The following is a 26,829-nucleotide window of genomic DNA, read 5'->3' on the forward strand; positions in this document are numbered from 1 at the left end:
ATTTCTCCCCCCAAGTATTTGACTGAACGTTCCAGAATTTGGGCATGAAGGCACCTCCCCGCAGGAGGTTCTGGTCAGTCCAGCAGCCTCAATGCCTGCTCGGCGGCATCCCGCACCCGGCGCGGGTCGTCCGACACCTTGCCGACCACCCGCAGGCCTTGCATCAGCACCAACAGCATCCGTGCGAGCCCGTGCGGATCGCGGTCCGCGGGTAGCTCGCCCTGCGCCTGGGCCCGCACCAGCGCCGAGTGCAGCAGGGTCTCGATGTGGCCCCAGCTCGCCTCGACCCGGCGGGCCGCCGCCGGGTCGTGTGCCCCCAGCTCGGCGGCCGTGTTGGTGACGAAGCACCCCATCGAACGCCGCTCGCGGGAGTTCGCCTCGGCCGCGAAACGCCGCACCACCGTGCGCACGGCGGGCAGGGCGGGACCCGGCAGGGACAGTTCACCCAGCAGGCCCGAGTCGCGATTCTCGTTGTACCGGTCCAGCGCCTTCAGGTACAGCTCGTGCTTGCTGCCGAAGGTGGCGTAGATGCTGGCACGCCCGATGCCGAGGTGTTCGACGACGTCCGCCATCGACGTCGCCTCGTACCCTCGCCGCCAGAACAGCTCCAGAGCTGACTGCAGTGCGGCTTCCGGATCGAATTCCTTGGTTCTGGCCACGTTCGAACCCTAGACGATAATGAAACGATCGGTCAAATACTTTCTCGTTGTCGTGCGCAGGGTGGATGTCAGCGGGATGCGCAGGGTTATGACAGTGGGATCGCAGAGTCCGTGTCAAGGCGGCGACGGCTCGGAGAGCATCCGAAGGCTGTAGAGCACGTTGTCGTGGAACTGGTCGATGATGTCGCCGCGGGTGACCATCTCGGCGGCGGCGAGGTCTTCGAGGGCCTGGCGCTGGGCGGCGTCGTGCGGGTCGATTCCGCCGTCGACCCAGACGCGGAGGAGGACCTCGGCCTCGGCGGGCTGGATCGGGCCGCGTACTGACGCGTGGGGCCTCTTCCGCCCGGTGAGCGCGTCGACCTGGTAGGAGTCGAGGACGTCGAGGCGCGGGGTGGCGGTGTACGCCTCGGGTGGCACGTGCCGCAGGACGAGCACGCCGCCTGCGTCGGGGTGAGCTCGGGCGTGGTCAAGGGCGGCGTCGAGTCGGTGGCGGGTCCAGGACAGGGCGGCTGCGAGCGCGTCGGCGGTGAGGAGGCCGTCCGCGTACGCGAGCGCGGTGAGGACGGTGAGCGCGTCGTGGTCGGCGCCGGCCGGGCGGCGCTCGATGACCTGGCGGTGGCGGGGCAGCTCGAAGAGGTCGTCGGAGCCGGGCATGAGGTCGGCCGGGTGCATGTCGAGGCGGCGGGCGAGTTCGATGGACGCGGACGGGCAGGTCGGGGAGTTCTTCGAGGTCGATTTGGTGCTCGTGGACACCGAGGAGATCGGCGAGCTGCCAGCCGGTCATCCCGGCGGCCAGGAGGCGCCGCTTGATGACGTGCGATCTCTGCACCGAGTCGCGGCGCCTCTGGGGGCCTTCGCGGCGAAGGCGGCGGCCGGAGGAGATCGGCTCGGTCACAGGCGGCTGCGCAGGTTGTCGCTGAGGGCGATGAGGTCCAGGCCCCGGTAGTGCATCCATCCGGCGGCCGCGGCGTCGTGGGCGGTCTCGTCGCCGTGGCGGCAGTGGGAGCGGTGGAGCCAGGCCGGGTTGAAGTGGATGCGGTGGCAGGTGCGGATGACTGCTTCGCGCAGGTGGAGTTCCGGACTCTTGTTGCCCGGGGCCTTGTCGTGGATGAACAGGGGGTCGGTGTCGGTGGCGCCCTGGCTGCGCCGGTAGGCGAGATGGGCGGCCACGAGCGGGGCGGCGTGCGTCGGCAGGGGCACGGGGTCCTCCGATTCGAGGTGGAGGACCTGGAGGGCGTTGAGCTCGTGCGGGGTGTGGTGGTGGAACTTCCACCTCCAGGGGACGCGGAGGTAGCGGGTCTCCTCGGGCTCGTACGGGCTGCCGGTGACGGGCACATGGACGCTGCTGCCGTCGGGGGCGGTGTTGCCGCAGGTGATCAGGCCGAAGCCGGTGGGTCCGAAGGCGTCGGCCCCATCCTGCCAGGAGCCGGTTGGTGATGTGGAACCGGTTGCGGGACTTGGGGGCCTCGATACCGGTGAGCGCGGCCAGGAGGTGGTCGGCTACCAGGCGCATGGTCGGGCGGGCGGTGAAGGACAGCGCGCACACCGCGGGGCCGCCGCGGCGGGCCTGGTCCTCCAGGGCGGCCTCGACCGCGTACGTCTTGCCGGTGCCGGCCGGGCCGTGGATGACGCCTGTGGCGTTGTTGGCGACCAGGTCTTCCACGACGCGGTGGGCGAGCTGGAAGGTGCCGGTCGGCAGCGTCGCGGCGCCGGTCAGGTCGGCGAAGTGCCGGGGCATTCAGCTCTCCTCGTTGTTCTTGGTGATCGGGGTGATGCCCAGCAGGGAGGTGGAGGAGCGGGCGCGCAGGGCGGCGTCCAAGGCTTGGCGGGAGGAGCCGCGGCCGACCTTTTCCGGCACGAGCCGGGATTCGGCGGCCGGGGTGCCGTCGCCGGTCATCGGCGCCAGTTCGCGGCGGGCCCGGCGGGACGCCTTGCGGCGTTCGCGGCCGAGGCGGGCGGCCTCCTCGCGCTGCTGGAGGCGGAAGGCGTCGGTCTGCTCGGCGGTGAGCGTTCCGGTCGGCAGTGCGGTGCAGAGGTGTTTGCCGCCCAGGTAGACCTCGATGGACCGGTCGTCGGGGCATGTAGCGGATCTGGACGACCTGGCCGACCCGTCCGTGGATCTCGGACGCGACGTAGGCGTGTCCGTTGAGGTGGATGCCGTCCTTCTGGATGGTGCGCTCGTCGCCTGCCAGCAGCAGGTGGCGCAGCTTGTCCGCGTCGATCCGGTGCAGCGGTGCCTCGTCCTCCTGCCAGGCCGCCAGCGGGGTACGGCCGGCCAGCATCCGGTGCGGGCGCTCGGTGTTGTACCAGCGCACCCACGCGGCGAGCCGCGAGACGAAGTCGTCGAGGAGCATCGGCCCACCGCCCGCCTTCCTGGTGGCGCGCTTGGCGGCCGGGCTGTCGTCGACCGGCCCGTACACGCGGCCCGCGGCGTCGCGGGGGCCGCCGGTGAAGCCGGGCATCAGGGAGATGAGGGTCTGCTCGATGGTCAGGTTGACCCGCTCGACCTTGCCCTTGCGGTGCGGGGTGAATGCAGGGAGGCGGTGGACGGTGACGCACAGCGCGGCCATCACGTCCTTGATGGTGGCGGCGGCGAACTCAAGGCCGCGGTCGATCCGTACACGGGCCGGGACCGCGCCGAACGGCGAGACGTCGGGGTCGTGGACCAGGGCCATGCGCATCGCGGTCAGGACGGTGCCCGCGTGCGGGCTGACCGCGAGGGACCAGCCCAGCAGGGCCCGGGTGCCGTCGTCGACGACCGTGGTCATCCACGGGGGGAGCGGCTTGCCCTTGGGCGGGTGCACGAGGATCGGCAGCTGTTTGTGGTCCATCTCCCACACCCGGCCCCGGACCTCGTCCGGCGCCGCAGGTACACCGACTTCGCCCGGCGCCCGGACTCGCCGACCCTCCACGCGGCCCGCTCGGCCGGGGTCAGCTCACGGTTGAACGCGACCTGCATCGCGCGCAGCGCGATGGGGGCGGCGTCCGCCCAGCCGTCGCGCAGGAAGTCGGGGACCGGGGCGCCGGCGGTGGTCCCGTCACCGTCGACCACGGCCCCGCGATCCGCATCCCCGCCGCGCGCGGCCCCGGCCGCACCTGGCAGCCCGGCCCCGCACCCGACCTCGACCCCGAACTCCTCGCGAGGACCGGCGACCGCATCGGCTACGCCCGCGTCTCCAGCAAGGGCCAAGACCTCTCCGAACAGGTCCGCCTCCTGAAGAAGGCCGGCTGCGTGCGCATCTACGTCGAGAAGATCGGCACCCGGGAGAAGATCCGCCCCGAGTACAACGCTGCCCTCGCCGACCTCCGCCCGGCCGACACCCTCACCGTCACCATGCTCGACCGGCTCGGCCGCAACATGATCGAGCTAATCACCAGCGCGCAGGACCTCGCCGAGCGCGACCACCGCCTGGAGATCCTCTCCGGCCCGCTCGCCGGGATGTACGACCCGCAGGGCGCGGGCAAGGTCCTCTTCGTCGTGTTCGCCGCGATGGCGGAGGTGGAGCGGGAGTTCATCCACGAGCGGACCCTGATCGGCCTGGACACCGCCGCGGCCAATGGCAACCACGGCGGCCGCCGGCCGTCGACGGCGACATGCTCGCCGTCGCCCTGCATCGCCGCGACGCCGAAGAGTCCGTCACCTCGATCGCCCGGCACCTCGGCATCGGCCGCTCCACCCTCTACCGGACGCTGGCCGCGTACGACGAAGCCATCGCCACCGGCCGGGAACCGGCGCGGTGACCCACAACCTCGACTGCGGACTCCTCGACGCCACCCAGCGTGAGGTCGGATGCGGCTGGGCATGGCAGCACGTCCACCGCGTCACGTCCCGTCTCGTCAACGGCCTACGGGCTCCGTCACCCTGCCGAGTGCGGCGGTGCGGTCGGCAACGAATCACGGGACCAGCGGACGGGGCCGTCGGTGAGCCAGGAGCCGTCACCCATGGGCTCCAGGTCGTAAGGGTGGGCCGCCTCGACGGCCATCTCGCCACTGATCGTGCCCGTGCGCACGTCGATCAGGTGGTAGCGGAACCACTCCTCCCCGTCCTCGGTCTCACTGCCGAGGGTGACCACAGCCGTGTCCGGGGCCAGGTAGCCGCCGCTCCATTCCACGAAGGTCTCCTCCGGGTCGTACCCGAAGGCCTCTACAGGGAGAGTGAAGAGCACGTCCCCGCTGGGGTGGCGGTGGAAGGAGACGTCCGCCTGCCCGTGGTCGACGGTCATGAACTGCTCCCCGCCCGGCGCCAGGTCGATCAGGCAGCGATCCGACCACGGGTACGTCACGAACTCCACCTCGCCGTCGGCCCCGGCCGTACCTCGGAGAATGACCGAGCCGTCCTGGCCCTCACCGATGTCGAGGTAGATGCTGCCGTCCACGGGGTGCACGTGGTGGCCGGCACCGTGTCCGACCGTCTCCAGCTCCCGGCGGGAGAGGACGGCCCCGCTGTCGGCGTCGTACACGACCCACTGGTCCCCGCCCCCACGCCGCGCCATCACGTCCGGCCGGTAGACCCACACAGTCCGCCCGTCCAGGGACAGCGCACAGCCAGGCCGGTGGCCGTGGAGCACGTCGGAGTGCGGCTCGAAGTCCGACGCCCACACCAGGTCACCCGCGCGCGTGAGGCAGACGACCCGGTTCAACGTCGTGTAGACGACTCGCTCCAGATCAGGCCATACCACCGACGCCACGACCTCGTCGCCGGCCCGCGGCTCGAACACCGCGGCGGGGTCCAGCACCCCGAAAGCACCGGAGTCGATCACGTAGGCGTGGATCCACCCGTCGCGGTGGCGGGTAACAGCCTTCAGATGCTGCGGAGGAATCATGCGCCGAGGCTAACGCCCAGCTCCGACACCCGACGGGTGCCGTTCGTCGCCCAGCCATGAGAGGAGTAGCGCGACGCATCTGGCCTGGCATCCTGGTTTGGTGACCACTTGGATGCGTTGCTACTGGGACGAGGAAGACACCTGGTTCTACTTCGAGGTCGACGCCGAAGGCTGGGTGATCCGGCAGGTCGAACTCAAAGGACCTGAGCTGATCCCAATCGCAGCTGCCTCACTTCCCGAGTGGCAGGGGGCCCGCGACGCAGGCCGCCTCAACGAGTACGACAACAGGTTCGGGATCACCGCCGAGCTGCCCGTCTCGGAATGGGAAGGCCACGACCCCGACCCACTCACCTTCGAGGAGTTCGAGGAAGTCTGGGGGTCTGCCCGTCGCCGGATTGCACCCCGGCCTGGCTGACCGCTCGGTCCCGCAGAGGCTTCTTGGCATCATCGCGGCATGACCCCGACCCTTCCCCGCACCGTCCGAGCCGTCGACACCGCTCACCTCCTGGACCTGGCCCAGGCGGCCGCCATGCATGGCTTCAGCCAGCGGCTCCCGGTCGATTGGCTACGAGAGCACCTCGTCGCAGAGGCGACGCACTACCTGTTCCCGACGCTCGTGCAGCGGCTCACGCACCGTCCCGAGGTGCCGCTGCAGTGGAGGTGCCAGCAACTGCTGACCGTCAGCACCGGCGAACAGATCTGGGGCCTCCGCGACGTCCTTCCCGACACCTTCGACAAGATCCCGGAGACCTTGGACACGGAGTTCAAGGAGGACATCATCAACCGCATCGAGCAAGCAGTGACGGTGCGGGAGTGGATGGAACGGACGGCCGCCGATGCATGTTCATGAGGTCCGGCGCACCCGACTCTGAGGCCATGACACCCGAACTGAGCCAGTCGCCTGACGACGCCGCGCCGCTACTTGATCAAGTGGAAATCAGGATGCCGCAGCCAAGCCCTCAGAAACCCCACGTCCCCGACGTGTCGATGCCACCGCCCACCGCCCCCAGTGTCATAGGAGACCTCCGCGAGTGTTCCCGGCAGGGTTGACGCCAGTGCTCTCCCCCGGGCCAGGGCGGTCTCGATCCCCGTGTCCTCTCCTGTGCCAGGGCGGCTGCTCAAGAGGCCGTCGAAGTCGACCATGGCATCGAGGCGGCAGGCCAGAGCGAGCGTCAGGTGACCGAGCAGCACATGGTTCACCGAACCCGAGCAGCCGGCGCCGACTACCAGCCCCTGCGCCGGTGGCCGCGAAAAGGATGAGTAGTCCTCGTCCTCGGCAGGCATCTCCTCGTCCTCTGAGAGGAAGAACACGCCGACGCCGGCTGGATCGAAGGCCCGCAGGCCCAAGGCCGAACCGTCGCGCACCCAGAAGTCCACATCGCCGCTAGCCTTGGTCTCCACCGGGTCGCAGAAGGTCTCCAACCACGGGACCACGTCGGCCAGGATGTCCGCAAACCCGCGTTGTTCGAAGAGCCACAGTCCAACTGCCGGTCCCGCCATACCGCCCCCATTCGTGGACCAAGTGCCACCAGGACCCGGTTCTACCAGGTCCCGGCGGCGGACGTCTGATCACGGCGACGGCTCACCTGCGTTGCTGCGGTGACCCGACCCGCGGTCAGCCGACCTCAGGTACCGCGCCAGGCGGAGCAGGCTCCTCCGTGGTGACACGCCGGATGTGGCCTACCCACGAATCCGGCGTCAGGGAGGACCACTCAACGTCGATCTCAACGCCGTGGAATATGCGGGTGAGGTCCGCAAGCTGCGTGAAGATCGCCGTCTGTCCGTCCTCAAGGGCCGCGTCCGCGGGCATCGGGACCTTGCCGCATCCGCCACCCGAGTCGTCGGCGATGAACGTGTAGGGCCACACGCCTTGCCCAGTCAGCAGGATGATCTCCTTCGGTATGCCGAAGGGGGGCCGCTTCTTCTTCGTCTTGGGTCGTCTCGCCACGGTGCCATCCAACCTGACGGACCGCAGGGTCAGGCACCCGGCAGACACACCGCAGCCCCTTCCATGGGCTGAGAACCATCCCACTGACACAACTCTGCGCGCCACTGACATCTACTCTGCGCACGACACTCGTGGAACGCCTCCCTGGAAGAGGGGCGCTGACGGGGACGAACGACCGACTGCGCCGGGTGGGTGCGATGAGCGAGACCGAAGCCCCCGGCTGATCGCGGTCTCGGCGGCGTCGAACCGGTCGAAGGGCGACCAGTCCCCGGACCAGTGGGCTGTCACTCGGTTGCTCCACGCGAACGGCCTGGGCAAGGACCCACAGCGGGCCGCTGTGCGTGCGGCGCAGCTGACCGTGACGCAAGGAGGAGACACCGAAGGAGCTCTTCGCGTACGGCCAGCGCACTTCACTCGGCTGGTGGTCGGGGCATGCTGAACGGTGGGTGTTGTGAGTTGCTGGGAGCGGCAGCCATCGCCCCGAGGAGAAGGTACCCATGGCCGACAAGTGGCAGAACCCCCAAAATCCTGAAGGCCGGGACGATCCGACCCAACACTGGGGTATGGGGCCCTATACCGCCCCCGACAAATCGAAACCCGCAGAGTCCGACACGGCTAAGCAGGCACGCACGGACGACGAGGACGAGGACGAGGACGAGGACTGATTGCGATCTCTCTCCGCGCCCCGGCACGAGCCCGTGCCGGGGGCCGGCACATGTGCCTACGGGCGGGGGCGACCTCTACACCAGTCCCCCATCACGATGGTGCAGCTCGCTGGGGACAAGTCCTGCCCGTCGTCGTGGCCGTCGTCCGAGATGCCGGTGACGAAGAGGTGAGCTGAGCTGGTCGACTCGCCTGAACCTCCCTAGTCCTCGATGACCTTGATGTCGGTGATCAGGGGACCGCAGGCGTGGGGGGTGTCGGAGATGATTGCAGGCGGCTGAAGCGGTCGGTGCCGTAGAGGGTGGCGCGGCGCAGGTTCCAGGTGGCGTTGCGGCCGGGGGCCTCGACGGTGCCGAGGGGCAGGGGCTTGCCAGGATGCGTTCGACGCCCGACACGTCTGTCCAGGACTCCAGCCACTCCCGCGCGACGTTCCGGGCAAGCCGCTGGCCTAACACCAGGCTTCGTGGCTCCAGGCTCGGGCGCCCCGCCCGTCTGCCACAAGGGCACAGCCGCGTCAGACGGTTGGCCAGGGCGCGGGGGCCGGCCCGGTGACTGATCATCGGCATGCGGGCCAAATCGGCCCATCGGCGCGAGTAAGCGGCGGAGCCGCCGCTGCGGGGTCGCCAGGTCCGCGGGTCGTGCTTCAGCGTTCCTGCCCGTACTCGTCGTCCACGTCGCCAGCATCCCGCACCTGCTCGGCGTTTTGCTGTGCTCCTCGACATGCGATTCCCCCTGCCTTCACCTCCAGGTGCGCGTTGACCAGGCCGGCGACCGCCTCGTTCAGCAGCACCATCGAGAAGTGCCGTTCGGCACGTACGCCGGTTCGTGGCCGGAGACGCCGGGGATGTGCCGGGCGGCCTCGTACGGGCCCATGTTGGCACCCTTGACGGAGGTCGTGATGACGTAGCGGCCAAAGGGATCGTCCAGCTTCGGCTCGCTGCCACGAGTCCACCCAGTACGAGGTCCTCGCCACGATCCCCATGAGGGAACGCTCCGGCATCCGGGCCTGGATCTCCTGCTCCAGGCGCCTCGCCGAAGGCCGCTGCCCTTCCCAGCGAGGTAGCCACCCGTACCGTGCTGCGCGACATGGATGCCATGGCGGCGACCGGCGTCCCGGTCCACGAAGAACGCGGCCGGCACGGGGGCTTCGCCCTGCTGGTCGCCGGATCGCGACGCGCAGGCGTCCGGCCCCGGCACGGCCCTCGCCTCGGCGATGCGGAAGGGTGTCGACGCGCTCGGCGACAGCTCCCGGGCCACCGCGGCAGGGGCCGCCCAGCGCCTGCTCGTCGAACCGGAAACCGACTTCCTCGCGCGCCGCTCGCCCACCGAGGAGGTGCCCGACGCCGTCCTGACCGAGGTCCGGCGCGCGGTGTTCGCCGGACACAAGCTCGGCATCCACTACGCGGCTGCGGACCTCACCCCGGTCTGGCGTACGGTCGACCCGATCGGGCTGGTCACCGCACGTGGCGGAATGAGCGCCGACCGGCTCGAGCTGAACCGGCGATGTCGGCGCTGGCGCTGCCGCGGGCGGTACCGACACCGCATGAAGGTCCGACCGAGTCGGCAGAGTCAGCGGACCGGTTCGAGTCGGGCAGCGTCCGGGTGCCGGGCCAGGTGGGCGGTGAGGAAGCTGGCGGCGCGGTCGAGTGCGGCGTCGGCCTCGTCGAGTCGGCCGTAGTGGAACTGGAAGACGTGGGGAAGGCCGGGCCCGACTTCGAGGGTGACCTCGACGTCGTCGGCGCCCGCGCGACCAGCCAGCCGGACCGCGTCGTCGAGGAGCACCTCGTTGGCCCCGACCTGGACGAGCAGTGGGGGCAGGTCTGTGAGGTCGGCGAAGACCGGGCTGGCCAGGGGGTGCGCGCGGTCGGCCGCGCCGAGGTACAGATCGGCGTAGGCACGTATGTCGGGCTCGGTGAAAACGGGGTCGGCGTCCTCCTTGGAACGCATGCTCCCACCGGTGAGCGTCAGGTCGGCCCACGGGGAGAAGACGACCACGGCGGCCGGCTGCGGCAGTCCGGCCTCCCGGGCCGCGATCAGCGTGGCGATGCTCAGGCCGCCACCGGCGGAGTCGCCGGCCACGACGATGTCCCGCGGGTCGGTGCCGGATGCCAGCAGCTCCCGGTAGGCCGCGAGCCCGTCGTCGACGGCCGCCGGGAAGGGGTGCTCGGGTGCCAGACGGTAATCCACCGACACCGCCCGCACCCCGGTGCGGCGGGCCAGTTCACCGGCCAGCCCGGCGTGGGTGTCCGGCGAGCCGATGACGTAGCCGCCGCCGTGCAGGTAGAGCAGCCGGCCGGGACCGGCGGTCCCGGCCGGTATGAGTTCCAGGGCAGGCCGACCACCCAGGACAGCCCTACGCGTGGCCACGCCCTCCGGCACGGTCCTGGACACACCTGCGGCGAACCCGATGCGCTGCTCCTCAACGGTGGGCGGCGTCTCGGCGCGCGGGGCGGAACGGTACAGGGCGTCCAAGGCGTCGCGCTGCTGTCGGGACATGGGGACCTCCACGGATCGGGGTGTCGGGGTAGATTCCTGGGAATCCATCTGTCACGGTTAACCACATTCCAAGGAAGATGATTCCCAGGAATCTATTGGAGGTCTTCGTGAGCCACGTCACATCAGTCTTCACCGATCTCGTCCGTGTCGAGACCCGGCTCTACAACGCCGTGAACGCCCGACTGGTCTCCGAGCAGGGTCTGGGACTCGGCCAGTTCGAGTTCCTTGACCTCATCGACCGGGTGCCGGGATGCCGCGTGCTGGACATCGTCGGCGAGCTGGCGATCACTGTGGGAGCCGTGAGCAAGGCGGTCGACCGGCTAGTGACCGCCGGCTGGTGCGTGCGGGTCGCGCATCCCCAAGACCGCCGCTCGTCCGTCCTTCACCTCACACCCGAAGGTGAGAAGAAGCTGGCCGCTTCCCGCCCCCTCGTCGCCGGCGAACTCACCTCACTGACAGCGGCCGTCTCTCATGACGACCTGAGCCACATCGCCGCGACCCTGGCCAGCCTCCGCGCGTCCCTAGAGGCAGGAACCCACGGCCAGCCGGGCTGAGAGCCATGACCTGCGCACAGCGTCGAACAGCTCCGCGTTGCGATCCGGGTGCCCCGTGTCGGTCCCCGGCGGCCCCGCATCCGGCCCGGTCACGTCCTGGGCGACAGAGGCTACAGCTCGAAAGCCATCCGCACCTGACTGCGGCGCCGCGGCATCCCGCACACGATTCCCGAGCGGCCCGACCAGGTCCGTAGCCGGGCTCGGCGGGGTCGCCAGGGAGGCCGCGGGCCCGCAGGCCTTCGATCGCGAGACGCACAAGCGCCACAAGGTCATGGAGCGGTGCTTCAACCGCTTGAAGCAGTGGCGCGGAAGCGCCATCCGATACGACTGTGAGGATGTTCGGGTGCCGCTCCGGCGGTGCCTGACTCGCGATACGACTGGCCCTGGTGCCTTGAGCTCCACGCCTCATGCGGGCGTGATCCTCACGCCCGTCTCCTGTGGCCGCCGAGGAGATGATCACTCAACGCGTATCGAAACCTAGCCGCTTCGGCACATCGCCCATTGTGCAGAGCGCCGTGTCTGGCTCCTCCAAACGGCCCAAGGCGTCCGTGAGGGAGAGTTGATCGGTCCGCTCAAGATAGAGGGTGTGGAGAGCGGCGCCCGAAGTCGTAGGCGATGTAGAGTTGAGCGGTGAAATCGGCCCAGGGTCCGTTTTGACGACGGGGCCCGTACTTCGCGGGTCACCGTTTCAGGTCCGTGGCCAGTGGCTTTACGGCTTCGGTCGCCGGGTCGGTCGGAGCCGCCGACGAGGCCGGCGTGGTGATCACCATCAGCTTCTCCGGTTCGGACACAGCCGAGAAGCCAGCACGTGTGTAGACCTCGTGCGCGTCCAACGTGGAGAGCATCAGCCGCTTCAGCTGGTAGGGCGCGAGCGCCGCGACGACCGACTCCGCCAGCCAAGTGCCGATGCCCCGGCCACGTGCCTCCCGGGCGACGTAGACGTCGCAGAGCCAGCCGAAGGTGGCGTAATCCGTGACGACTCGAGCGAATGCGAGTTGCTCCGCGGTGTCCGAGGCGTAGACGCCGAAGACGAGCGAGTGCTCGATCGAACGCGCCACAGTCTCTCGGCTCCGGCCCAATGCCCAGAAGGCGTCAGTGGAAAGCCAGTGGTGCACGCGGTCGAGATCGATTCGTGCGGGGTCAGTATCGAGGGTTAGACCGTCGGCCCTGGTAGTGATCATGGCATGCGATCGTACGGGGCCCGACGACTGAGACCGCACCAGAGGGGTCACCGTCTGAGGTCCGTGACCAGCGGGTTGTGAAGAACGCGGCACGACCGACGCCCAGGACCAGGCGCTGGCGGAGCTCCCTCCGTCCTTGCCGCGCTTCGCCACCCACCTGAAGCTGCACCAGCGTCTGCTGCTCGCCCACTCCGGCGACACGGCGGGCGACATCGCCCACGCCACCCCTGCGCATTGCTCGTCAACGAGATCCACACCTCAGCCGGCCAGCAAATCGGCTGGGTAGAGGATGGCCCAACCGACCTTCAGGCTGGTGGTGGTGCGCTCGTGCTCCTGCTGTGGCGGTAAGGCTGAACGCAACACGGGAAGGCAGACAGCAGCGGCGGCACCGCCGCAGTGACAAGCCGACTCCACCCCAGAGCAGACCACACCCCCACCGCTTCCGGCCGTCGTTGGGCAGCACATGACCACGCACCTGTTCGCCCTCGACCACACCGGCACCTTCCTCCACGCACGCTGCGACCTGTGCCTGACCCCCGGCCCCTCTGCCGCCGTCGACCAGCCCCACACCCTCGACCAGGCCCACCCCGGCGCGCCGCTGACCGTGATCGAGGTGGAAACCGGCCGGCCCATGGGCGGCTGGGACGGCACAGAGACGGCCCACGAGTGGATGAACCAGCGCTTCCCCTCCATGTGGTGACCACCAGTCAGTGACGGCAGCCGCCGCTGCCCCCGCCCTAGGCGTGCGGGGGTCGGCCGAGTCAGCTGAGGGTGGCGGCCGCCCTCCGGCGCCAGGCCAGGGCAGTGCGGCGAATCCCGCCACGCCGGGGTGCCACTCCCTCACCGGGCCGGCCGCATCACCATGGTCGGAGCACCAGCCGAACGCGACCACACCGCCGCAGTCGTAACCGCGGCACACACACTGCTCTCCCGAGCCGGCGTACGGGACCGCGTGCCGGACCGCCCTGCCCGCCGATCCCTCCGCGGCAGTGTGGCGCAGGCTGGTCGGCCAGGACAGGATCACCCTCAGACCGCCCGACCCCGACCGGACCCGCTCCACTACCCGTACCCGGCCCGCCACCGCCACCGCCAACGGGAGCGTCTCCGGCACGGAGAGGCGGACGATCGTCTCCCCGGACTTCCCCCACGCACGGGGCGGCCAGCTTGCCGGCGTCCTCTTTGGTGGACCAGCCGGACAGCACGTCTTCGCCGTCGGCGTCGTCGGCGAGGACCAGGTGCGGGCCATCGAGCCGGAGCCCGACCGTACGCCGCCCTGCGCCCTCCGTCGTCAGCGAGGCCGCTGGCATCGCGACCGGTACCTCGATCCTGTCGCTGGTCGGCAGCCACGCCACCACCGCCGCCCGATCGAACTCCGGATGGGTATCCGTGCCTCCGGCCGGAGCGGTGCCACGTCGGACGGTCAGAGCGGCAGGAAGACCGCTTCCAGGGTGTGGGCGGCGTTCATGGTGACGTTGACCTGGGGGCTGGGGTTGTACTGGACGCCGTCGTAGATCCAGGCGGCGAGCCGGTAGCCCTGCTGCGGGCGGGCCGTGACGCCGACGACGGTGCCGGGTTTGTACGGCCCGAAGACCGCGGGGCGCACGCTGCCGCCCTCGCCGGCGAGCAGGGTGAGGGCGTAGCGGGTCCGGGGTGTGGTCAGGGTGCGGTAGCCGGCCACGATCGGGGTGGACAGGCGGGCGAGCGAGGCGTTGTCGTTGTTCCGGTCGCCCAGGGGCTGGCCGTTGACGGTGTTCTCGGTGTTCGAGTACTGGTTCACCGCCGTGCAGGCCTTGAAGCAGGACGTGGAGTACGCCATGAGGGTGTGGAACTCCTCGTTCGGGGTGATCCAGCCCGTGCCAGAGGGGGTGTTGAGCAGATTGCGCCAGCTGCCGTCGGGGATCTGCTGGTCCAGGGTGCGGCGGTCGTGGAACAGGCCGAGGTTGTGGCCGATCTCGTGGCCGAGGTTGTACCAGCCGGTCAGCGAGTTCAGGTCGACGACGGAGAAGGCGTCCTTGGAGTCGAAGCTGCCGAGCGTGGGCAGGCTGCCCTGGCCGGAGGACTGCCCGGGGTTGACGCTGTTGACGACCGTGACGAGGTCCACCCCGTAGCGGCGGCGCAGGTCGGCGGCGGTCGCGCCCAGTTCCGCGTTCCCCGGGTCGGAGAGCTTCGCGTGCATGACGGCCGAGGTGTTGTCGCCCGTGTAGCGGGTGTTGTAGGTGCCGATGATGTCGATGCTGGCGGCGACGTTGCTGTCGGCCAGGGCCTCGTTCATCTTGCGCTCGGCCCAGTTGATCGTGTTGATGACCTGCTGCTCGCCCCCGGCCGCGGCCACGGCCCTCGGTGTGTAGCCCGCGATGACGTCGATGACCACCGGGTTGGCGGGCGTGGCGGCCGCCCGTCCCTGGAGCTTCTTGCGGGTCGCCGACGGCGGCGCAGCGATCGTCCCGGGGAGCAGTTCGTCGGGTGCCCGGCGCGGGCGGTGGTCCGGGTCCTCCTCGGTGGCGCGGATCCGGGGCGTGTCGCCAGGGAGGGAGACCAGCCGGTAGACGCGCTCGCCGAGGTCGGCGAGGACCTCCACGACGAGGGTGCCCGGGGGCGTGCGGTCGGTGCTGCAGATGCCGCGCATGGACAGGACGACGCTGTTGTCGGGCTTGCCCTTGACGTGCCCGCTCCAGGTCAGTGTGCCCTCGTCCTCGTCGATGCCGTCCTCGACCGCCGTGACGTGGACGTTGTCGAAGAAGACGAAGGTGTGCTCGCGCGGCGCACCGAACGGTGCCGGGGTGCACAGGTCGCGGAACGCGTCCGCCCGGAGGGGGAAGGTGCGCTCGCGCAGCACCTCCTTGCCGTCGGCCGGCGCGGCGGGAGCGCGGTGGGGCAGCGGGGAGGCCGAGACGCCGGCGGCGGCGAGCGGCAGGGCGGTGAGGGCGGCGGCGCAGACGGCGATCAGGCTGGCGTGGCGGGGGCGGCGGGGAGTAGTCACGCGTACAGCAGACGGATGATCGGATCGCACAGATGCCCGACACGCCTCCATGCCCGAGCGGATCACCCGCCCGCCACGGCATGATCACCCCGACGTACGGGTGCCTTGCGTCATCGACTCAAACGCCGACGGGGCCGAATCCGTCTCGCCCGCCGAGCTGCCCGCCTGGCCTGCGGAGCAGGCCGCCCGCCTCTGACGCTCCTGCTGGTGCGTCGAGGTCGGAAGACCGGTCCTGCCGCCGCTCCACGAAGGAAGGCCGGCACGGCCGTGACCTTCCGGGTGGGGAATCGTTCCTTCTGATGTCGCACGGCATGCATACCGCTCCCCCGCGGTACAGCGACACCGGCCCGGGAAGCCGTCCCCCGACTTCCCGGGCCCCTCGACCCGTACACGCCGAGCGCACCACTCCCCGCTCACCGCCGTCCGCGGCCGCTGAGCCGGCCGGAGCCCGGCGGTCAGAACGGCGGGACCGGCTCGATCAGGACAAGCGGGTGATGCCGGTCAGTTCCGGCAGGCGCAGCACCTGGCCTCTCGGCGCGGCCGGGTAGAGGACCCGGCGGACCTCGGCGGCCGCCGTGCGGGCCTCAAGCAAGGGAGTTGAGGGTTGAGAGATGAGGGCGCCCACGGGGAAAGGAGTGGGGCCCCGGTCAGAGCTGATGCAGCGTCCTCACGACCGGGTCCACGGTGCTCCGCCAGCCGCCGCGCGTTTCCCGGAAGAAGTCCGACCTCGGCGACGCCCTCCTCCTAGCGGACATGGCCAACTCTGGTTCACCACACCCCCGTCCGCCCCGCACAGGCCGCCCCGCACGACCCGCAGGCCGCCCCGCACTCGCCGCAGGCCTCCCCGCCGCCCGCCGCACCCTCGAAGCCACGCACCGCCGCCTGGTCACCCTCGCCCTCGGCACACCCCTCCTCCTCGAACAGTTCTGCCTCACCGACCCCACCAGCCCCTGACACCCTCTACGAGCAATAGCCATCGGGATGAAAGCGGCACGAACGATGCACCGCGCACCGTCTTCCGTGCGACCGTCCCGCCATGAAGACCGCGATGCCGCTCTCACCGCTCGCCGTCGCCGCGGTGCTCCTCGCGGGCCGGATTCCTGCTCCTCCAGGGCGGTCTGCTGCGGCTCTACACGGACAGCGACGAGGTGCCGGGCGTGATCGCCGCCGACGTCAGGCCCGGAGGGGCCTTGACCGCTCTCCTGGCCGCACTGCCTTCCCTGCTCGGCGAGGAAGGTCAGACGGCGGCGAAGACGGAAGATCCGCACTGCCGCTACCTCGTGGACCTCACCCACTGGTGACCGGGCAGGGCCACCGCCGCAGGGCCGACCCCGCACGCCGGCATGGCAGACGGCGTCCAGAGCCAGGAGCACGAGGCCGGCCCCAGCCCGCGCCCTCCTCGGGGCCCACCAGTCCGCCTGCCGTACGCCGTCCCGCAGGGCGAGCAGTCGTCGCACCCAAGGCACCGGCGAGGAACTCCTCGCCGAGCTCGCCGTCCTCGTACCGACAGGAGGGGCGCCGAGCAGATCCGACCAGTCTTCGACCGGCCCGCCGCCGCCGGTGCGGTACTCGGCCTTCGTTCACCCTGAAGAGGGGCGGCGACACGTGGCGACGACGACACGCCGCCCCTGGGCGTGAGGGCGGACGTGCCGGAGGCGCGGTCCGTCCGCGGTGTCGATCCGTGCGCCGGGGGCCGGTCCGAAGCCGACGGGCCCCAGATGTGCGCACGGATCGCGACCGGGCTGTGGCTAGGGTGGGGGCCATGACGGCTTCCTCCGAAACTCACCGGTTGCTGTACGGCTGCATGGGGCTGGGCGGTGACTGGGATGACATGCCCTATGGCCCGGCCGACGTGGAGCGCGCCGAAGCGGCGATCGAGGCCGCGTTGGACAGCGGCATCAGGGTCTTCGACCACGCGGACATCTACCGCCACGGGAAGGGCGAAGCCGTCTTCGGAGAGGTGCTCAGCCGGGCGCAGGGCCTGCGGGAGAAGATCGTCATCCAGACCAAGTGCGGCATCCGTCTCGGTGACGGCGTCCGCCCCGGCATCTACGACCTGCGCGGAGAAACGATCCTCCGCAGGGTCGGGGAATCCCTGGAGCGTCTGCGTACGGACGTCATCGACGTGCTCCTGCTCCACCGGCCCGACCCGCTGGCCGACCCGCGCGAGGTGGCGGCCGCGCTCACCTCCCTGCACCGGCAAGGGCTGGTGCGTCACTTCGGCGTCTCCAACATGGGCGCGTCCGCCATCAGGGAACTGCAGGACCACCTCGAACTCCCGCTGGTGGCCAACCAACTGGAGATGAGCCTGGCACGCAGGGACTGGCTGGAAGCGGGCGTCCTGGTCAACACCGCGGCGGCCGCCGACAACGGATTCCCCCTGGGCACCCTGGAGTACTGCCGTAAGAACGACGTGCGCCTCCAGGCATGGGGCGCGCTGGCCCAGGGCCGCTACACCGGGCGGCCGCAGACGCCTGACGACGAACGCACCGCGCACCTGATCACCACCCTCGCCGAGGCCAAGGACACGACGCCGGAGACGATCCTGCTGTGGTGGCTGCAGCGGCACCCGGCGCACATCGCCCCGGTCATCGGCAGCACCGATCCGGCCCGCATCCGCGCCTGCGCGGACGCGACGCGACGTGAACCGGACCTCAGCCACGAGGAGTGGTACGACCTGTGGCTGACGGCACGCGGCGCCCCTCTGCCCTGACCTCCGCTCCACCACGGCGTCCGGGACTGGGCCGAACCCGCATGGGGCCGCGATGTGCGGGCACACGCATCCCACCTTCGGAAGGAGCAGTCATGCTTGGTATCGCGGCCGCGGTCTTGTTCTTCATCAGCTTCCTGATCAACGCGGCGGAGATCTCGACGAACCACGTGTTCTCGTCCGGCAATTTCATGATCCTCGGCCTCATGCTCCTCGCTCTCCACGTCGCGGGTGTCGGCAGCGCTTGGGCCACCCGTGGCCGACGCCGCTGAACTCACCAAAGCGGCGCGCAACCGGGTGACTTGGCATCCCTACGACACCCCGCGCACGCGGGGTGGCAGCACGAACTGCTGCGGGCCCTGGACCACGCCGCCCGCCTCGCCCCGCTATAGCCCTCTCCGCTCGCCGGCGGCGCGCATGCGCCGCTTGGCGGCAGCGGTGCAACAGGCCGAGCCTGCTCTCCGGCCGGCATAGAAGACCGGCCCGGACGGCGGCGTTGAGGAGGAGTTCGCGGGACGCTTTCAGCGGTGGCGGGCCGGCCACGGCTGGTCAAGCGGCACGGACGCGGGCGGGCGCACTCCGGGGTGCACGCCGATGCCGTACTCCACCCACCGCCATGGCGGCTCCGACAGCGGCCGCCGCCGGGCCTTCTCCTCCTCGGCGGCGCGGACCGTGTCGCTCCTCCCCTTGACGCGGGCCTGGAACCAGCTTCAGCCAGCGGCGTATGAGCAGGAGCTGACCGACTCCCGGCGTTCGTTGCGGAAGGCGCGCGCCGCTGCCGCCGAACAGATCGGTGATCCGCTCGGTGGCCGCCACCACTGCCGTCTCGCGCCCCCGGACTTCGGCCCTGATCACGTTCTCGTCGTCCATGTCCGGGAGAAGCTGGACCATCCGGCATCGGTATTTCCGTCCGGTGGGGACCACCCGATCAAGCGGTGCAGTCCAGCCTGGCGCATCCGGCGAGGGATGGAATTGGCGAACGCGGCGTCGATATGCGGAGGGCTCTCTTTCAGAAAGTGCCGCGCGGCTGCTTGAGGCTGCTGAACACAGTCCCGGCAAGGAGGACTGCGATACCGGCCGCGAGGGCGGGCACGCTGGTTGAGGGGTGCAGGACGACAGCCCACGCTTGGGCTTCGCGCCCCCCGCTCTTCCAGCCCCCAACAGCGAGGATCAGGGGTATGGCGGTGAGGGCTGGGGCTGCAATCCGAGCGCCCGTGAGGGGGGAGAGGATGAGCGCCAGGCCAAGGTAGAAGGCTGTGTTCCGGCCGATCGCCAAAGCAACGGCGTCGGCGCCCATGAAGTGTCCGAGAACGGCCATGCCCAGTGAGAGGACTGCACAAGCAGCGGCGAGGAGGGCGTCGAGGCGGTGGACAGCCCTCACTGCGACCGTTTCAGCTGCATCTCGGGCGCGGCCGGTGAAAGCAAGCCAGATCACGGCAGGAGTGACGGTGATCAGTGCGCCGAGAAGGAAGTGTCCGGCCCCACCGACCATTGCGGGTATTGGGATGCGGCTCTGCCCGAAGGCCAGGCCGGTACCGGCCGTCGCAGCGGTGACGACGGCGAGGGCGAGCACGTTGCGGGATGCGGCCCACCAGTTCACCGGCCTGCCCCTTCAGGATTCAGGGTCGGCGTCTGGTCACAACCGGTGAGAGTGGCCCGGTTCGTCTCGTACCAGGCGCGCTGACGGTCGGAAGGCAGCGTGAGGATCTTCTGGGCGAGTTTCGCGTCATCGGGTGAGATACGGCCCTGGACCGGCGCCGGGAGCATTTGGGTGGCGATGGCGGTCAGCCAAGCGCTAAGTGGTCCCCGGGCGGGATACGCAGGGTACTTGTGGCTGGTCCTAGCGCACTCGGGTATGGGCGGCAGGAGCGTGCTGGCGAGGTTGGCGGCGACGTCCTGCTCGCGCACTTGGCCCTTGCCTCCGAAGTGGGCTTGTCCGGGCTTGAGGTCACGGTTTTGGGTGAAGGAAGAGAGCATGGGGAACCCGGCGCTCCGCAGGCGTCCGCTGTAGGTGCGGGTTGTCGCCACGATCCTGGAGCGGTCTGGTGTCTCGGGCCACAGACATACCTCCGGGGCGCCCGCGGTGTCGCACACCAGTGCGTCGGGATTCCGGTCGATCACTGGGCTGTAGCTCACGTTCACCACAAGGTATACTGAGGCAGCGGAAGCGGCGACCAGTACAACCAGAGGCTTCCAGCGCCTGGCCTGGGCGATGACCAGGAGGCACGCGGCGATGATTCCGCCGGTGAACAGGAGCGGCCCCCATACCACCATGGGGTCGATGACCGACCCGACCGAGCAGCAGCTGTCATAGGCACCCGCGACCAGGTGGCGAGGCCACGGTGTGTCCCATGATCCAGGGAACGCGGTCACGCAGAACCCGACGACCATCGCCAACGGCGCGGCCGCAAGTTGCGGAAGAAGACCGCCTAAGAGGTACCCGGCGAGCGTGGCGGCCGCCATCAACATCGCAAACACCACGAACATGCCCAGATGGGAGAAAGGCGGCAGGGTTCCCGCCGCGGAGACCCCGATACCGACCGCGATCAGCATCCCGGCCACTCCCATCGCCCACACAGGGGCGAGTAACGGCAAGGCGATGGCGAGCCGGCTGCGGGAGGGAGTCTGTCCGAAGACGTTGCCCCGGCGCAGGCGGGCGCCTTCCCACGCTCCGCTCGCCGCACATGCGGCGGCGGCGAACGGGATCGTGTAGGAGGCGTTCCCGAAGACAGATGGCCCGTAACCGTGGACGGTGCCCGCCGTGATCGGCTCCGACAGGAGCAACAGGACGTAGCCGGCGAGAAAGACGAGCATGAACGCGGCGGAGGAGGACCGAAGGAGAGTGGCGAGGCGCATCGGTCAGATCTCCCGTCCGACGAGCATCGCGTAGGCGGCCTCGGCCTGCTCGCGTCCGCCTGCGGTGGCCGGTGCCAGGGCGTGGAATTCGGCAGGGCTGCCCTGGAACCGGATCCGGCCTTGGGAGAGGACGGCCACGTGCGTGTACAGATCGGCGAGGTCTTCGGTCTGGTGCGTGGAGACGATCACCTGGACGCTGCCGACGAGATCGCCGACGAGATCACGGAAGACCAGGCGCTGTGTCGGGTCGAGGCCGGCCGTCGGCTCGTCCATCAAGATCAGCTCACTGCGGTGGGTCAGTGCTCCCGCGATGCCCATGCGGCGGAGTTGCCCGCCGGACACCTGGTGGCTCTTGCGCCCCGCAAGGGGGGTGAGGTCGACGCGGCGCAGGGCTTCCCCGGATGCCTTCCACGCCTGGTCTTTCGGCATGCCCTTGAGCCATCCCGCGTAGGCGACCTGCTCGCGTACGGTCAGCCCGGGCATGGGGGTGATCTGTTGGGGGATCCACGCCACGCTCTTGCGGTAAGCCGCCAGACGGCGGCCTTTTGCGGTGCGTCCGTGGCAGGTGACCGACCCGGAGGTGGGAGACAGATGGGAGGCGGCGATAGCCATCAGTGTGGACTTCCCGGCTCCGTTCGGTCCGAGGAGGACGGTTGCCCGCGCGTCGATTCGGAGACTGAAGTCATTGAAGACGGGGGTCTTTAGCCCGTACCGGAACGAAACATGATTAAAGATAAGAGACATGGAGGAACGTACAATCCGCCATCCCACCGCGGTGGGATGGCTTTGGTTGTGGGACAGTGGAGAGGAGAGGGTCCCGGTGCTGAATCCACCGGGACCCTCGTACTACTGATTCAACGACCGTACTACCAGCCGACCTTGACGTAGTTGACCGAGAGGTACGTGCCGTGGGACACGTCCGTCAGCTCGAAGTAGTAGTTGCCCTTGCTGTCCGGGTCGCCGTAGTCCACCCACGAGCAGTAGTTCGTCCGGAACCCCATGCCACGGTCCGGAGCGTTAGGGATGTCCTTCCACAGCTGCAGCCCGGCGTAGTTGAACCCGCCGCCGCCGTCCGCGTCGCAGCCCGAGAAGTAGATACCCGTGTAGTCCGAGCTGGTGTTGTTGTCCGTCCAGCGGCGCGACTCGTTACCCGCCCGCCAGGAGTTGATGTACGTCTCGAAGACCCCCTCCGCGTGCGCTGGGATCACCGACGCCGCGCCCAGTAGCGCGGCACCGACCATCGCCCCGGCCCACGACTTCAAACCGATCTTCACTCGACCCCTCCCTGTTTCTGTTACCGCCCGTGCCGGGCGGGACCATCGCGGGTCGTGAATCCGACCCGTCTCGGCTACCAGCCGACCTTGACGTAGTCGATGTTGATGTAGTCGCCGTTGCCGACGTCCGAGAGCTGGAAGTAGTAGTTGCCCTTGCTGTCCGGGTCGCCGTAGTCCACCCACGAGCAGTAGTTGTCGCGGGTGCCGAACTTTCGGTCCGGGGCGTTGGGAATGTCCTTCCACAGAGTCAGCGTTGCGTAGTTGTAGCCGTACCGGTCGTCATCGGAGCGGCAGCCCGAGAAGTAGATGCCGGTGTAGTCCGAGCTGGTGTTGTTGTCCGTCCAGCGGCGCGACTCCGTCGGCGCCGTCCACCACGAGATGTGGGACTCGAACTCTCCTTCAGCGCTCGCCGGCGTGATGCCGCCGATCCCGAGGAGCGCAACATCCGCCAGCACGCCAGCCGCGTTCCTGCGCCGTGTACCCATCATTTTCCCCTTCCCTGCTCACTAGCCCCGTCCCAGGGCATGACGGAGGGAGGAGACGTTCCCCGCGGCGAACGGAACGCTAGCCACGGAATGCCTCATTCTGCGAAAAATTGCTCGGTATGGCTCAAATCGACAGCCGCTCGGAACCCGCTCACGACAGGTCAGAGCTGCAAACCACCGCCCATCCCGTCTCCCCTGCCCCACTGCGCTTTGGCCGAGACCTCTGTCCCCCAGCCCCCTGACCCCTCGCCGACGAGGTTCAGGCCCCCAGAAAGGAACATGGTTGCCTTCACATACGGAGCACACCGGGCCGAGGGCCACCACGCCCGTATCCTTCCCCCCGGGCTGGGCCGACGTCAGCAGGGGGTTCGCGGCCTTGGCGATCTTTCGGACCCCGCGCCTCTGATGCGGTGCGCGTCATTCCTTTCTGGGCGTCCCTGCCCGGCCTGGCGACCCTGACCCGGGCGGGACGGCTGCTGCGCTGGACGCCGCATCGAGGGTTGAGCTGCTGGTGGAGGGCTCGCCGTGATCTGACGCACCGTCCTGGCGGTCACCCCGCCGGGGCAACCCGGCCGCCAGCCGGCGCCCGCTCTCCCGGTCCCCGGGGTCCACACGGCGCAGCCGCGGACCGGCCCGGCACCCACGCGGAACAGGCCAAGCTCGCCGACTCCCACCGCCTCACCGGTCTGGGGGAGACGAGCGCACCACACTCGACCAAGGCGTGACCGTAGCCCGCGGCAAGGGCTACAGGGTGCGGATCACCGGCGGGCTCCGTCCGGAACACAGGCATGGCAGACGGCTTCCTGATCCAGGGCCGCGAGGCCCGCCCCCGCCGCCGGCTCGGATCTCTGCCCGCGCCCCTCCTCACACACCCGCGGGTTGCAGGACGGCAGGCCACAGCCGTTCCTCCAGCGGGGTCCTGCGGTGGCGGACCGCGGCGTCGCGGAGGCCGGCCGTCGCCACCTTGCGGTATGGGCTGGTCGCCAGGGCGCGGGCGGCGTCGGCCCGTACGTCCTCGTCACGGCGGCGGGCGGCGGCCGTGTCGAGGGCCTTCTGGAGCAGCACCTGGGGGCCGTCGGCCAGACCTCCGATCAGCCGCAGCCAGTCCCCGCGGCCGGCGGTCGAGGCCAGCCGGGTCAGCGGCTTCTGCCACTTCCAGCCCAGGGGGGTGACGTGGTGGGGGTCGGTCAGGCCGGAGCCGGCCGTCCGGCGGGCCACCTCCAGCGCCACCTCGACGGCGTGCGCGTGGTCGACGTCGCAGAGGCGTTCGGTCAGGAAGCCGGCCCCCGAGGAGTGGATCGCGGCCGTGTTGGTGGAGAGCCGGACTTGGCCGGCCACGGTGTCGATCGCCGCGGCGATCGCGTCCCGGCCGGCCAGGGGTGCGAAACGGCAGCGGAGGAACGAGCGGAGCAGGGCCAGTTCCCCCGCCGAGGTGTCCGGGACGACCGCCCAGGCCAGCGCGCCCTCCCATTCCTCCCAGCCGGGCTCGCCGCTGACGGCCGCGAGCGGGGAGACCTCGTGGCCGTTCCAATGCCGCAGGACCTGGCATGCCGTGGACCACTGCCGGTTGCGGACCTTCGCGGCCAGCCGGGCCTGCGCAGCGAGCGACGGCCGGTCGGCGGCGCCCAGGCGGACCACGTCGCCCCACAGGCGCAGCGCGGCCGGCTTGGCGTTCGGGTCGGGACACGGGCCGGTGTGCCACAGGTCGGCACACCAGTCGGCCAGTTCCGGCCCGAAGCGGTCGAAGAGCGCACGCGCCGCAGCGGCGGCCGGACCCGGCTGTTCCACCGTGCGCTTCGCGAGGGCGGCCAGCCAGGGGACGTCGGCCGTGGACACCCGTCGGCGCAATGCCTCCGAGACCAGCCGATGGGCCCCGGGGGCGTGATCGGCGAAGGCCGCCTGGATCACCCCGCTCATGTTGTCGCGGTCTCGGGAGCCGTGGTGTCGATGTCCCCTCGGCCCAGCCGAGCCATCGCCAGGTCCATACGGGCCAGGGACATCTCACCGAGTCTCTGCTGCTCCGGAGGCGCGGACTGGAACAGCTCCACCGCTGCGTCGGCACGAGCCTCGGCTTCGCTGAGGTGCTGCGTGCCCGCCAGCCACAAGTGCGTGCTGCTGGAGTAGAACAGCTGCTTCTCGACGGGGAAGGCCATCATCCGCCGAGCAGCTCGTCGCCTTCGCCGAGCTGTTCTCGTAGGCGGTCGGCGGCACTGAGGGCCGCCAAGGCATCGCTGGCCCGGTCGAGCTGGCCAAAGGCACGCACCTTGATGCTCTCCAGCCGAATCTGCGCCGTGCCGGATTCCGGAGTGAACGCGCTTCCCGAGTCGGCGAGGCGTACGGCGTCTACCGGGTGCCCGTCCCAGTATGCGATGGGCGCCTGGGTCCCGCTGAGCCCAGGCCATGCGCTGGCACGCTGGCGCAGTCGGCCGAACGCCCGTTTGAGATCCAGACGGAGGCGCTGGGCGTGGGCACAGCGTGGGGAGGGACGGCGCTTCATCCGGCACCCTGTCAGCGTCCGGTCGGGGGGCCGGTCTGTGCAGAGGCTCACGGTCAAAAGAGCCACGATGTCCGATTAGAGCGCCACGCTGGCTGATTGATGTCTAGTACACGCACATCACCCGCGCAAATCTTCATGATCCGTACGGATGCGCCTCCGTCGGCCGTCCGTGTCGATCCCCTTTCACCAGGTGGTGGAACGCCCATGAAGTTACTGCTCGCGAACGCCCCCAACCCCACGGAAAACCGCAACGCCTCCAACTACGCCTGCTACCCCCACATCGGCATCGTGCAGCTAGCCACGGCCACACGGGAGGCACTGGGCGACCGCGTCGACATACGAGTGGTCGACGGCGGCATCAGCAACACCGAGACCGTCCAGCAGACCGTCCGGGATTTCGCACCGGACATCGTCGGCATCAGCGCCTTGACGCCGACCTACTCCGAGGCCCTGAAGATCGCCGAAACGGCCAAGGCATGCGGTGCGCGGGTCGTCCTCGGCGACGATCACGCGATCTTCTTCCCCGAGATGATTCTCCGTAACCGGCCTCAGATCGACTACGTCATAGCCAACGATGGCGGCGAGATTCCGTTCGTGCAGCTGATGCGCGCCCTGCTCTCCGGCAAAGAGGACTTAACGGAGGTTTCCTCTCTCGCCTACCGGGAAGGTGACGGGATTCGCATAAATCCTGCCCCGAAGTACGCGCTCTCATTGCGCAACACGATTCCTGACCTTTCCTTCATCGACGACGTTCTCGATGTATACCCCGAGAACTACCGGGCCCAGTTCGGCCACCTCCACGGACATGAGGTGCGACCAGTGACCGTGAACAACGCACGCGGCTGCGAGAACGGCATAAGCGCTGCACCTACTGCTCCATCGCGGACCTGACGGTCAATACAGGAGACCCCCGAGGGTTCTGGAAGACGATCGACCAGTACAACCGCGACCACGGCATCAACCTCTTCTTCGAGGTCTACGACAGCTTCACCGCCAGCCCCCGCTACGTGGACGCCCTCATCGACTCCACCCCGTCCCACCTGAAGCGCCGCATCGACGACGGCGAGCTGCAGGTCATGGTGTACGCACGTGCCCTCGGGCTGACCAAGCGCAACAACGTCGACAAGCTGCGGCGGCTCGGCGTCACCCGTGCCAACATCGGGTTGGACGCCGCCGATCCCGAAATGCTCGAGGCGCAGCGGAAGAACAAGACGACCGGCGAGACCAACCTCGAAGCCATCCGCATGCTGAACAAGGCCGGCATCTCGGTCCATGCCTCGTACATCGCCGGCGCTCCGGGCGAACGGCCGGAGACGCTGGACCGGACCATCGCCGGCATCCGGCAGATGCTGGGCGAGGTCGAGCTCTCCTCGGTGGAGTTCTCCCGCTTTATTCCGTTGCCGAACAGTCCCGCATGGGATCTTCTGGTCGACTACGAGCAGCCGAACTTCTTCAAGAGCAGCGAGGAGGTCGACCGCTATCTGACTGCGCTGGGCATCACCTTGACGCGGGACGCCAGGGAGGAGATGTTCGCCAGGTTCGGCAATCAGGACTTGCTCGACATCGACGAGCTGAGCGCTTTCTGGGCAGACAACTTCACCCACATCAGCGAGAGCTATGCCCTTGAGCGGATCAACGAGGTCGACGAGATGGTGACCGCGCACAACGTGCGCACGGGGAACAACGTCGGATAGCCGCGCTCC

The 26,829-nt window shown here is 69.4% G+C and carries 32 protein-coding genes and 4 pseudogenes; 16 read left to right on the forward strand and 20 right to left on the reverse strand.

Annotated elements, in window-relative coordinates; all coding sequences use genetic code 11:
* Window positions 1–74 precede the first annotated feature (74 nt).
* The 5 genes and pseudogenes from ACFY0O_RS00625 to ACFY0O_RS00645 all read right to left on the reverse strand — a co-directional run.
* Window positions 75–659, reverse strand: coding sequence for a TetR/AcrR family transcriptional regulator (locus tag ACFY0O_RS00625; protein WP_388940921.1), 585 nt, complete (start codon window positions 657–659; stop codon window positions 75–77).
* A gap of 114 nt (window positions 660–773) precedes the next feature.
* Window positions 774–1,412, reverse strand: a complete 639-nt coding sequence (locus ACFY0O_RS00630; RefSeq protein WP_388940924.1) for a hypothetical protein — start codon at window positions 1,410–1,412, stop codon at window positions 774–776.
* Window positions 1,413–1,550: 138 nt separating this feature from the next.
* On the reverse strand, window positions 1,551–1,994 hold the full coding sequence (locus ACFY0O_RS00635; RefSeq protein ID WP_388940926.1) for a hypothetical protein: 444 nt from the start codon (window positions 1,992–1,994) through the stop codon (window positions 1,551–1,553).
* Between the two features lie 403 nt (window positions 1,995–2,397).
* Window positions 2,398–2,556: a hypothetical protein gene (locus ACFY0O_RS00640; protein WP_388942278.1), complete on the reverse strand. Its 159-nt coding sequence runs from the start codon at window positions 2,554–2,556 to the stop codon at window positions 2,398–2,400.
* A 232-nt stretch (window positions 2,557–2,788) separates the two neighbouring features.
* Window positions 2,789–3,490: pseudogene (locus ACFY0O_RS00645) on the reverse strand (integrase core domain-containing protein); the annotation flags it as partial.
* Window positions 3,491–3,816: 326 nt separating this feature from the next.
* On the opposite strand from ACFY0O_RS00645, the pseudogene ACFY0O_RS00650 reads away from it, so the two are divergent.
* Window positions 3,817–4,212 (forward strand): annotated as a pseudogene (locus tag ACFY0O_RS00650) (recombinase family protein); the annotation flags it as partial.
* Window positions 4,213–4,253: 41 nt separating this feature from the next.
* The gene (locus tag ACFY0O_RS00655) at window positions 4,254–4,400 is read left to right on the forward strand and encodes a helix-turn-helix domain-containing protein (protein WP_388940929.1); all 147 of its coding nucleotides are present in this window, start codon (window positions 4,254–4,256) and stop codon (window positions 4,398–4,400) included.
* 116 nt (window positions 4,401–4,516) lie between these two features.
* On the opposite strand, the gene ACFY0O_RS00660 is transcribed toward ACFY0O_RS00655, so the two are convergent.
* Window positions 4,517–5,482, reverse strand: coding sequence for a hypothetical protein (locus ACFY0O_RS00660; RefSeq protein WP_388940931.1), 966 nt, complete (start codon window positions 5,480–5,482; stop codon window positions 4,517–4,519).
* 112 nt (window positions 5,483–5,594) lie between these two features.
* Here ACFY0O_RS00660 and ACFY0O_RS00665 point away from each other — a divergent pair, with 112 nt between their 5' ends.
* Entirely contained in the window at window positions 5,595–5,897 is a 303-nt protein-coding gene (locus ACFY0O_RS00665; RefSeq protein ID WP_388942203.1) for a hypothetical protein, read from the forward strand.
* A gap of 39 nt (window positions 5,898–5,936) precedes the next feature.
* A complete protein-coding gene (locus ACFY0O_RS00670; RefSeq protein WP_388940934.1) occupies window positions 5,937–6,332 on the forward strand; it encodes a hypothetical protein in 396 nt (131 codons plus the stop codon).
* 68 nt (window positions 6,333–6,400) lie between these two features.
* Here the strand turns inward: ACFY0O_RS00670 and ACFY0O_RS00675 are convergent, their stop codons facing one another.
* A complete protein-coding gene (locus ACFY0O_RS00675; RefSeq protein WP_388940937.1) occupies window positions 6,401–6,982 on the reverse strand; it encodes a DUF6368 family protein in 582 nt (193 codons plus the stop codon).
* A 115-nt stretch (window positions 6,983–7,097) separates the two neighbouring features.
* Window positions 7,098–7,430 carry a hypothetical protein gene (locus tag ACFY0O_RS00680; RefSeq protein ID WP_388940939.1) on the reverse strand — a complete coding sequence of 111 codons (333 nt, stop codon included), beginning with the start codon at window positions 7,428–7,430 and terminating at the stop codon, window positions 7,098–7,100.
* A 497-nt stretch (window positions 7,431–7,927) separates the two neighbouring features.
* Here ACFY0O_RS00680 and ACFY0O_RS00685 point away from each other — a divergent pair, with 497 nt between their 5' ends.
* Window positions 7,928–8,095 carry a hypothetical protein gene (locus ACFY0O_RS00685; protein ID WP_388940942.1) on the forward strand — a complete coding sequence of 56 codons (168 nt, stop codon included), beginning with the start codon at window positions 7,928–7,930 and terminating at the stop codon, window positions 8,093–8,095.
* 641 nt (window positions 8,096–8,736) lie between these two features.
* Here ACFY0O_RS00685 and ACFY0O_RS00690 read toward each other — a convergent pair.
* A complete protein-coding gene (locus ACFY0O_RS00690) occupies window positions 8,737–8,886 on the reverse strand; it encodes a hypothetical protein (RefSeq protein ID WP_388940945.1) in 150 nt (49 codons plus the stop codon).
* A gap of 263 nt (window positions 8,887–9,149) precedes the next feature.
* Between ACFY0O_RS00690 and ACFY0O_RS00695 the strand changes: the two are divergent.
* A pseudogene (locus ACFY0O_RS00695) lies at window positions 9,150–9,561 on the forward strand (helix-turn-helix transcriptional regulator); the annotation flags it as partial.
* A 101-nt stretch (window positions 9,562–9,662) separates the two neighbouring features.
* Here the strand turns inward: ACFY0O_RS00695 and ACFY0O_RS00700 are convergent.
* The gene (locus ACFY0O_RS00700) at window positions 9,663–10,589 is read right to left on the reverse strand and encodes an alpha/beta hydrolase (RefSeq protein ID WP_388940948.1); all 927 of its coding nucleotides are present in this window, start codon (window positions 10,587–10,589) and stop codon (window positions 9,663–9,665) included.
* Between the two features lie 107 nt (window positions 10,590–10,696).
* On the opposite strand from ACFY0O_RS00700, the gene ACFY0O_RS00705 reads away from it, so the two are divergent.
* From ACFY0O_RS00705 to ACFY0O_RS00715, 3 genes and pseudogenes are all read left to right on the forward strand, one after another.
* Window positions 10,697–11,143, forward strand: a complete 447-nt coding sequence (locus ACFY0O_RS00705; protein ID WP_388940951.1) for a MarR family winged helix-turn-helix transcriptional regulator — start codon at window positions 10,697–10,699, stop codon at window positions 11,141–11,143.
* A gap of 42 nt (window positions 11,144–11,185) precedes the next feature.
* Window positions 11,186–11,471 (forward strand): annotated as a pseudogene (locus ACFY0O_RS00710) (transposase); the annotation flags it as partial.
* Window positions 11,472–11,595: 124 nt separating this feature from the next.
* Window positions 11,596–11,706: a hypothetical protein gene (locus ACFY0O_RS00715; protein WP_388942205.1), complete on the forward strand. Its 111-nt coding sequence runs from the start codon at window positions 11,596–11,598 to the stop codon at window positions 11,704–11,706.
* Window positions 11,707–11,823: 117 nt separating this feature from the next.
* On the opposite strand, the gene ACFY0O_RS00720 is transcribed toward ACFY0O_RS00715, so the two are convergent.
* Window positions 11,824–12,324, reverse strand: coding sequence for a GNAT family N-acetyltransferase (locus tag ACFY0O_RS00720; protein ID WP_388940953.1), 501 nt, complete (start codon window positions 12,322–12,324; stop codon window positions 11,824–11,826).
* Window positions 12,325–12,787: 463 nt separating this feature from the next.
* Between ACFY0O_RS00720 and ACFY0O_RS00725 the strand changes: the two genes are divergently transcribed.
* On the forward strand, window positions 12,788–13,024 hold the full coding sequence (locus ACFY0O_RS00725; RefSeq protein WP_388940956.1) for a hypothetical protein: 237 nt from the start codon (window positions 12,788–12,790) through the stop codon (window positions 13,022–13,024).
* A gap of 720 nt (window positions 13,025–13,744) precedes the next feature.
* Here the strand turns inward: ACFY0O_RS00725 and ACFY0O_RS00730 are convergent.
* Window positions 13,745–15,304 (reverse strand): reprolysin-like metallopeptidase, encoded by a 1,560-nt coding sequence (locus ACFY0O_RS00730; RefSeq protein WP_388940959.1) that lies wholly within the window; start codon window positions 15,302–15,304, stop codon window positions 13,745–13,747.
* A 753-nt stretch (window positions 15,305–16,057) separates the two neighbouring features.
* Here ACFY0O_RS00730 and ACFY0O_RS00735 point away from each other — a divergent pair.
* From ACFY0O_RS00735 to ACFY0O_RS00750, 4 genes are all read left to right on the forward strand, one after another.
* A complete protein-coding gene (locus ACFY0O_RS00735) occupies window positions 16,058–16,258 on the forward strand; it encodes a hypothetical protein (protein ID WP_388940962.1) in 201 nt (66 codons plus the stop codon).
* Window positions 16,259–17,066: 808 nt separating this feature from the next.
* Entirely contained in the window at window positions 17,067–18,017 is a 951-nt protein-coding gene (locus tag ACFY0O_RS00740) for an aldo/keto reductase family oxidoreductase (RefSeq protein WP_388940964.1), read from the forward strand.
* Between the two features lie 92 nt (window positions 18,018–18,109).
* Entirely contained in the window at window positions 18,110–18,286 is a 177-nt protein-coding gene (locus ACFY0O_RS00745; protein ID WP_388940966.1) for a hypothetical protein, read from the forward strand.
* A gap of 322 nt (window positions 18,287–18,608) precedes the next feature.
* Window positions 18,609–19,049, forward strand: a complete 441-nt coding sequence (locus ACFY0O_RS00750; protein ID WP_388940967.1) for a hypothetical protein — start codon at window positions 18,609–18,611, stop codon at window positions 19,047–19,049.
* On the opposite strand, the gene ACFY0O_RS00755 is transcribed toward ACFY0O_RS00750, so the two are convergent.
* The 8 genes from ACFY0O_RS00755 to ACFY0O_RS00790 all read right to left on the reverse strand — a co-directional run bounded on the left by ACFY0O_RS00755 (window position 19,024) and on the right by ACFY0O_RS00790 (window position 25,126).
* Window positions 19,024–19,614: a hypothetical protein gene (locus tag ACFY0O_RS00755; protein ID WP_388940970.1), complete on the reverse strand. Its 591-nt coding sequence runs from the start codon at window positions 19,612–19,614 to the stop codon at window positions 19,024–19,026. The genes ACFY0O_RS00750 and ACFY0O_RS00755 overlap by 26 nt on opposite strands.
* Window positions 19,611–20,870, reverse strand: coding sequence for a hypothetical protein (locus tag ACFY0O_RS00760; protein WP_388940972.1), 1,260 nt, complete (start codon window positions 20,868–20,870; stop codon window positions 19,611–19,613). Before ACFY0O_RS00760 ends, ACFY0O_RS00755 begins: the two co-directional genes overlap by 4 nt.
* Before the next feature lie 3 nt (window positions 20,871–20,873).
* A complete protein-coding gene (locus ACFY0O_RS00765) occupies window positions 20,874–21,614 on the reverse strand; it encodes an ATP-binding cassette domain-containing protein (RefSeq protein ID WP_388940974.1) in 741 nt (246 codons plus the stop codon).
* A gap of 122 nt (window positions 21,615–21,736) precedes the next feature.
* A complete protein-coding gene (locus ACFY0O_RS00770) occupies window positions 21,737–22,144 on the reverse strand; it encodes a hypothetical protein (protein WP_388940977.1) in 408 nt (135 codons plus the stop codon).
* A 74-nt stretch (window positions 22,145–22,218) separates the two neighbouring features.
* Window positions 22,219–22,599 carry a hypothetical protein gene (locus tag ACFY0O_RS00775; protein WP_388940980.1) on the reverse strand — a complete coding sequence of 127 codons (381 nt, stop codon included), beginning with the start codon at window positions 22,597–22,599 and terminating at the stop codon, window positions 22,219–22,221.
* 894 nt (window positions 22,600–23,493) lie between these two features.
* Window positions 23,494–24,546: a hypothetical protein gene (locus ACFY0O_RS00780; protein ID WP_388940982.1), complete on the reverse strand. Its 1,053-nt coding sequence runs from the start codon at window positions 24,544–24,546 to the stop codon at window positions 23,494–23,496.
* Complete coding sequence (locus ACFY0O_RS00785; protein WP_388940985.1) at window positions 24,543–24,785, reverse strand: hypothetical protein; 243 nt, start codon at window positions 24,783–24,785, stop codon at window positions 24,543–24,545. Before ACFY0O_RS00785 ends, ACFY0O_RS00780 begins: the two co-directional genes overlap by 4 nt.
* Window positions 24,782–25,126: a hypothetical protein gene (locus tag ACFY0O_RS00790; protein WP_388940987.1), complete on the reverse strand. Its 345-nt coding sequence runs from the start codon at window positions 25,124–25,126 to the stop codon at window positions 24,782–24,784. Before ACFY0O_RS00790 ends, ACFY0O_RS00785 begins: the two co-directional genes overlap by 4 nt.
* Window positions 25,127–25,330: 204 nt before the next feature.
* On the opposite strand from ACFY0O_RS00790, the gene ACFY0O_RS00795 reads away from it, so the two are divergent.
* Both ACFY0O_RS00795 and ACFY0O_RS00800 read left to right on the forward strand, forming a co-directional pair.
* The gene (locus ACFY0O_RS00795; RefSeq protein WP_388940989.1) at window positions 25,331–26,017 is read left to right on the forward strand and encodes a cobalamin-dependent protein; all 687 of its coding nucleotides are present in this window, start codon (window positions 25,331–25,333) and stop codon (window positions 26,015–26,017) included.
* Complete coding sequence (locus ACFY0O_RS00800) at window positions 26,014–26,820, forward strand: radical SAM protein (protein ID WP_388942208.1); 807 nt, start codon at window positions 26,014–26,016, stop codon at window positions 26,818–26,820. The genes ACFY0O_RS00795 and ACFY0O_RS00800 overlap by 4 nt, the downstream gene beginning before the upstream one ends.
* The last annotated feature ends 9 nt before the right edge of the window (window positions 26,821–26,829 follow it).

This window comes from Streptomyces sp. NPDC001594, from assembly GCF_042893675.1.
Lineage (GTDB): Bacteria > Actinomycetota > Actinomycetes > Streptomycetales > Streptomycetaceae > Streptomyces.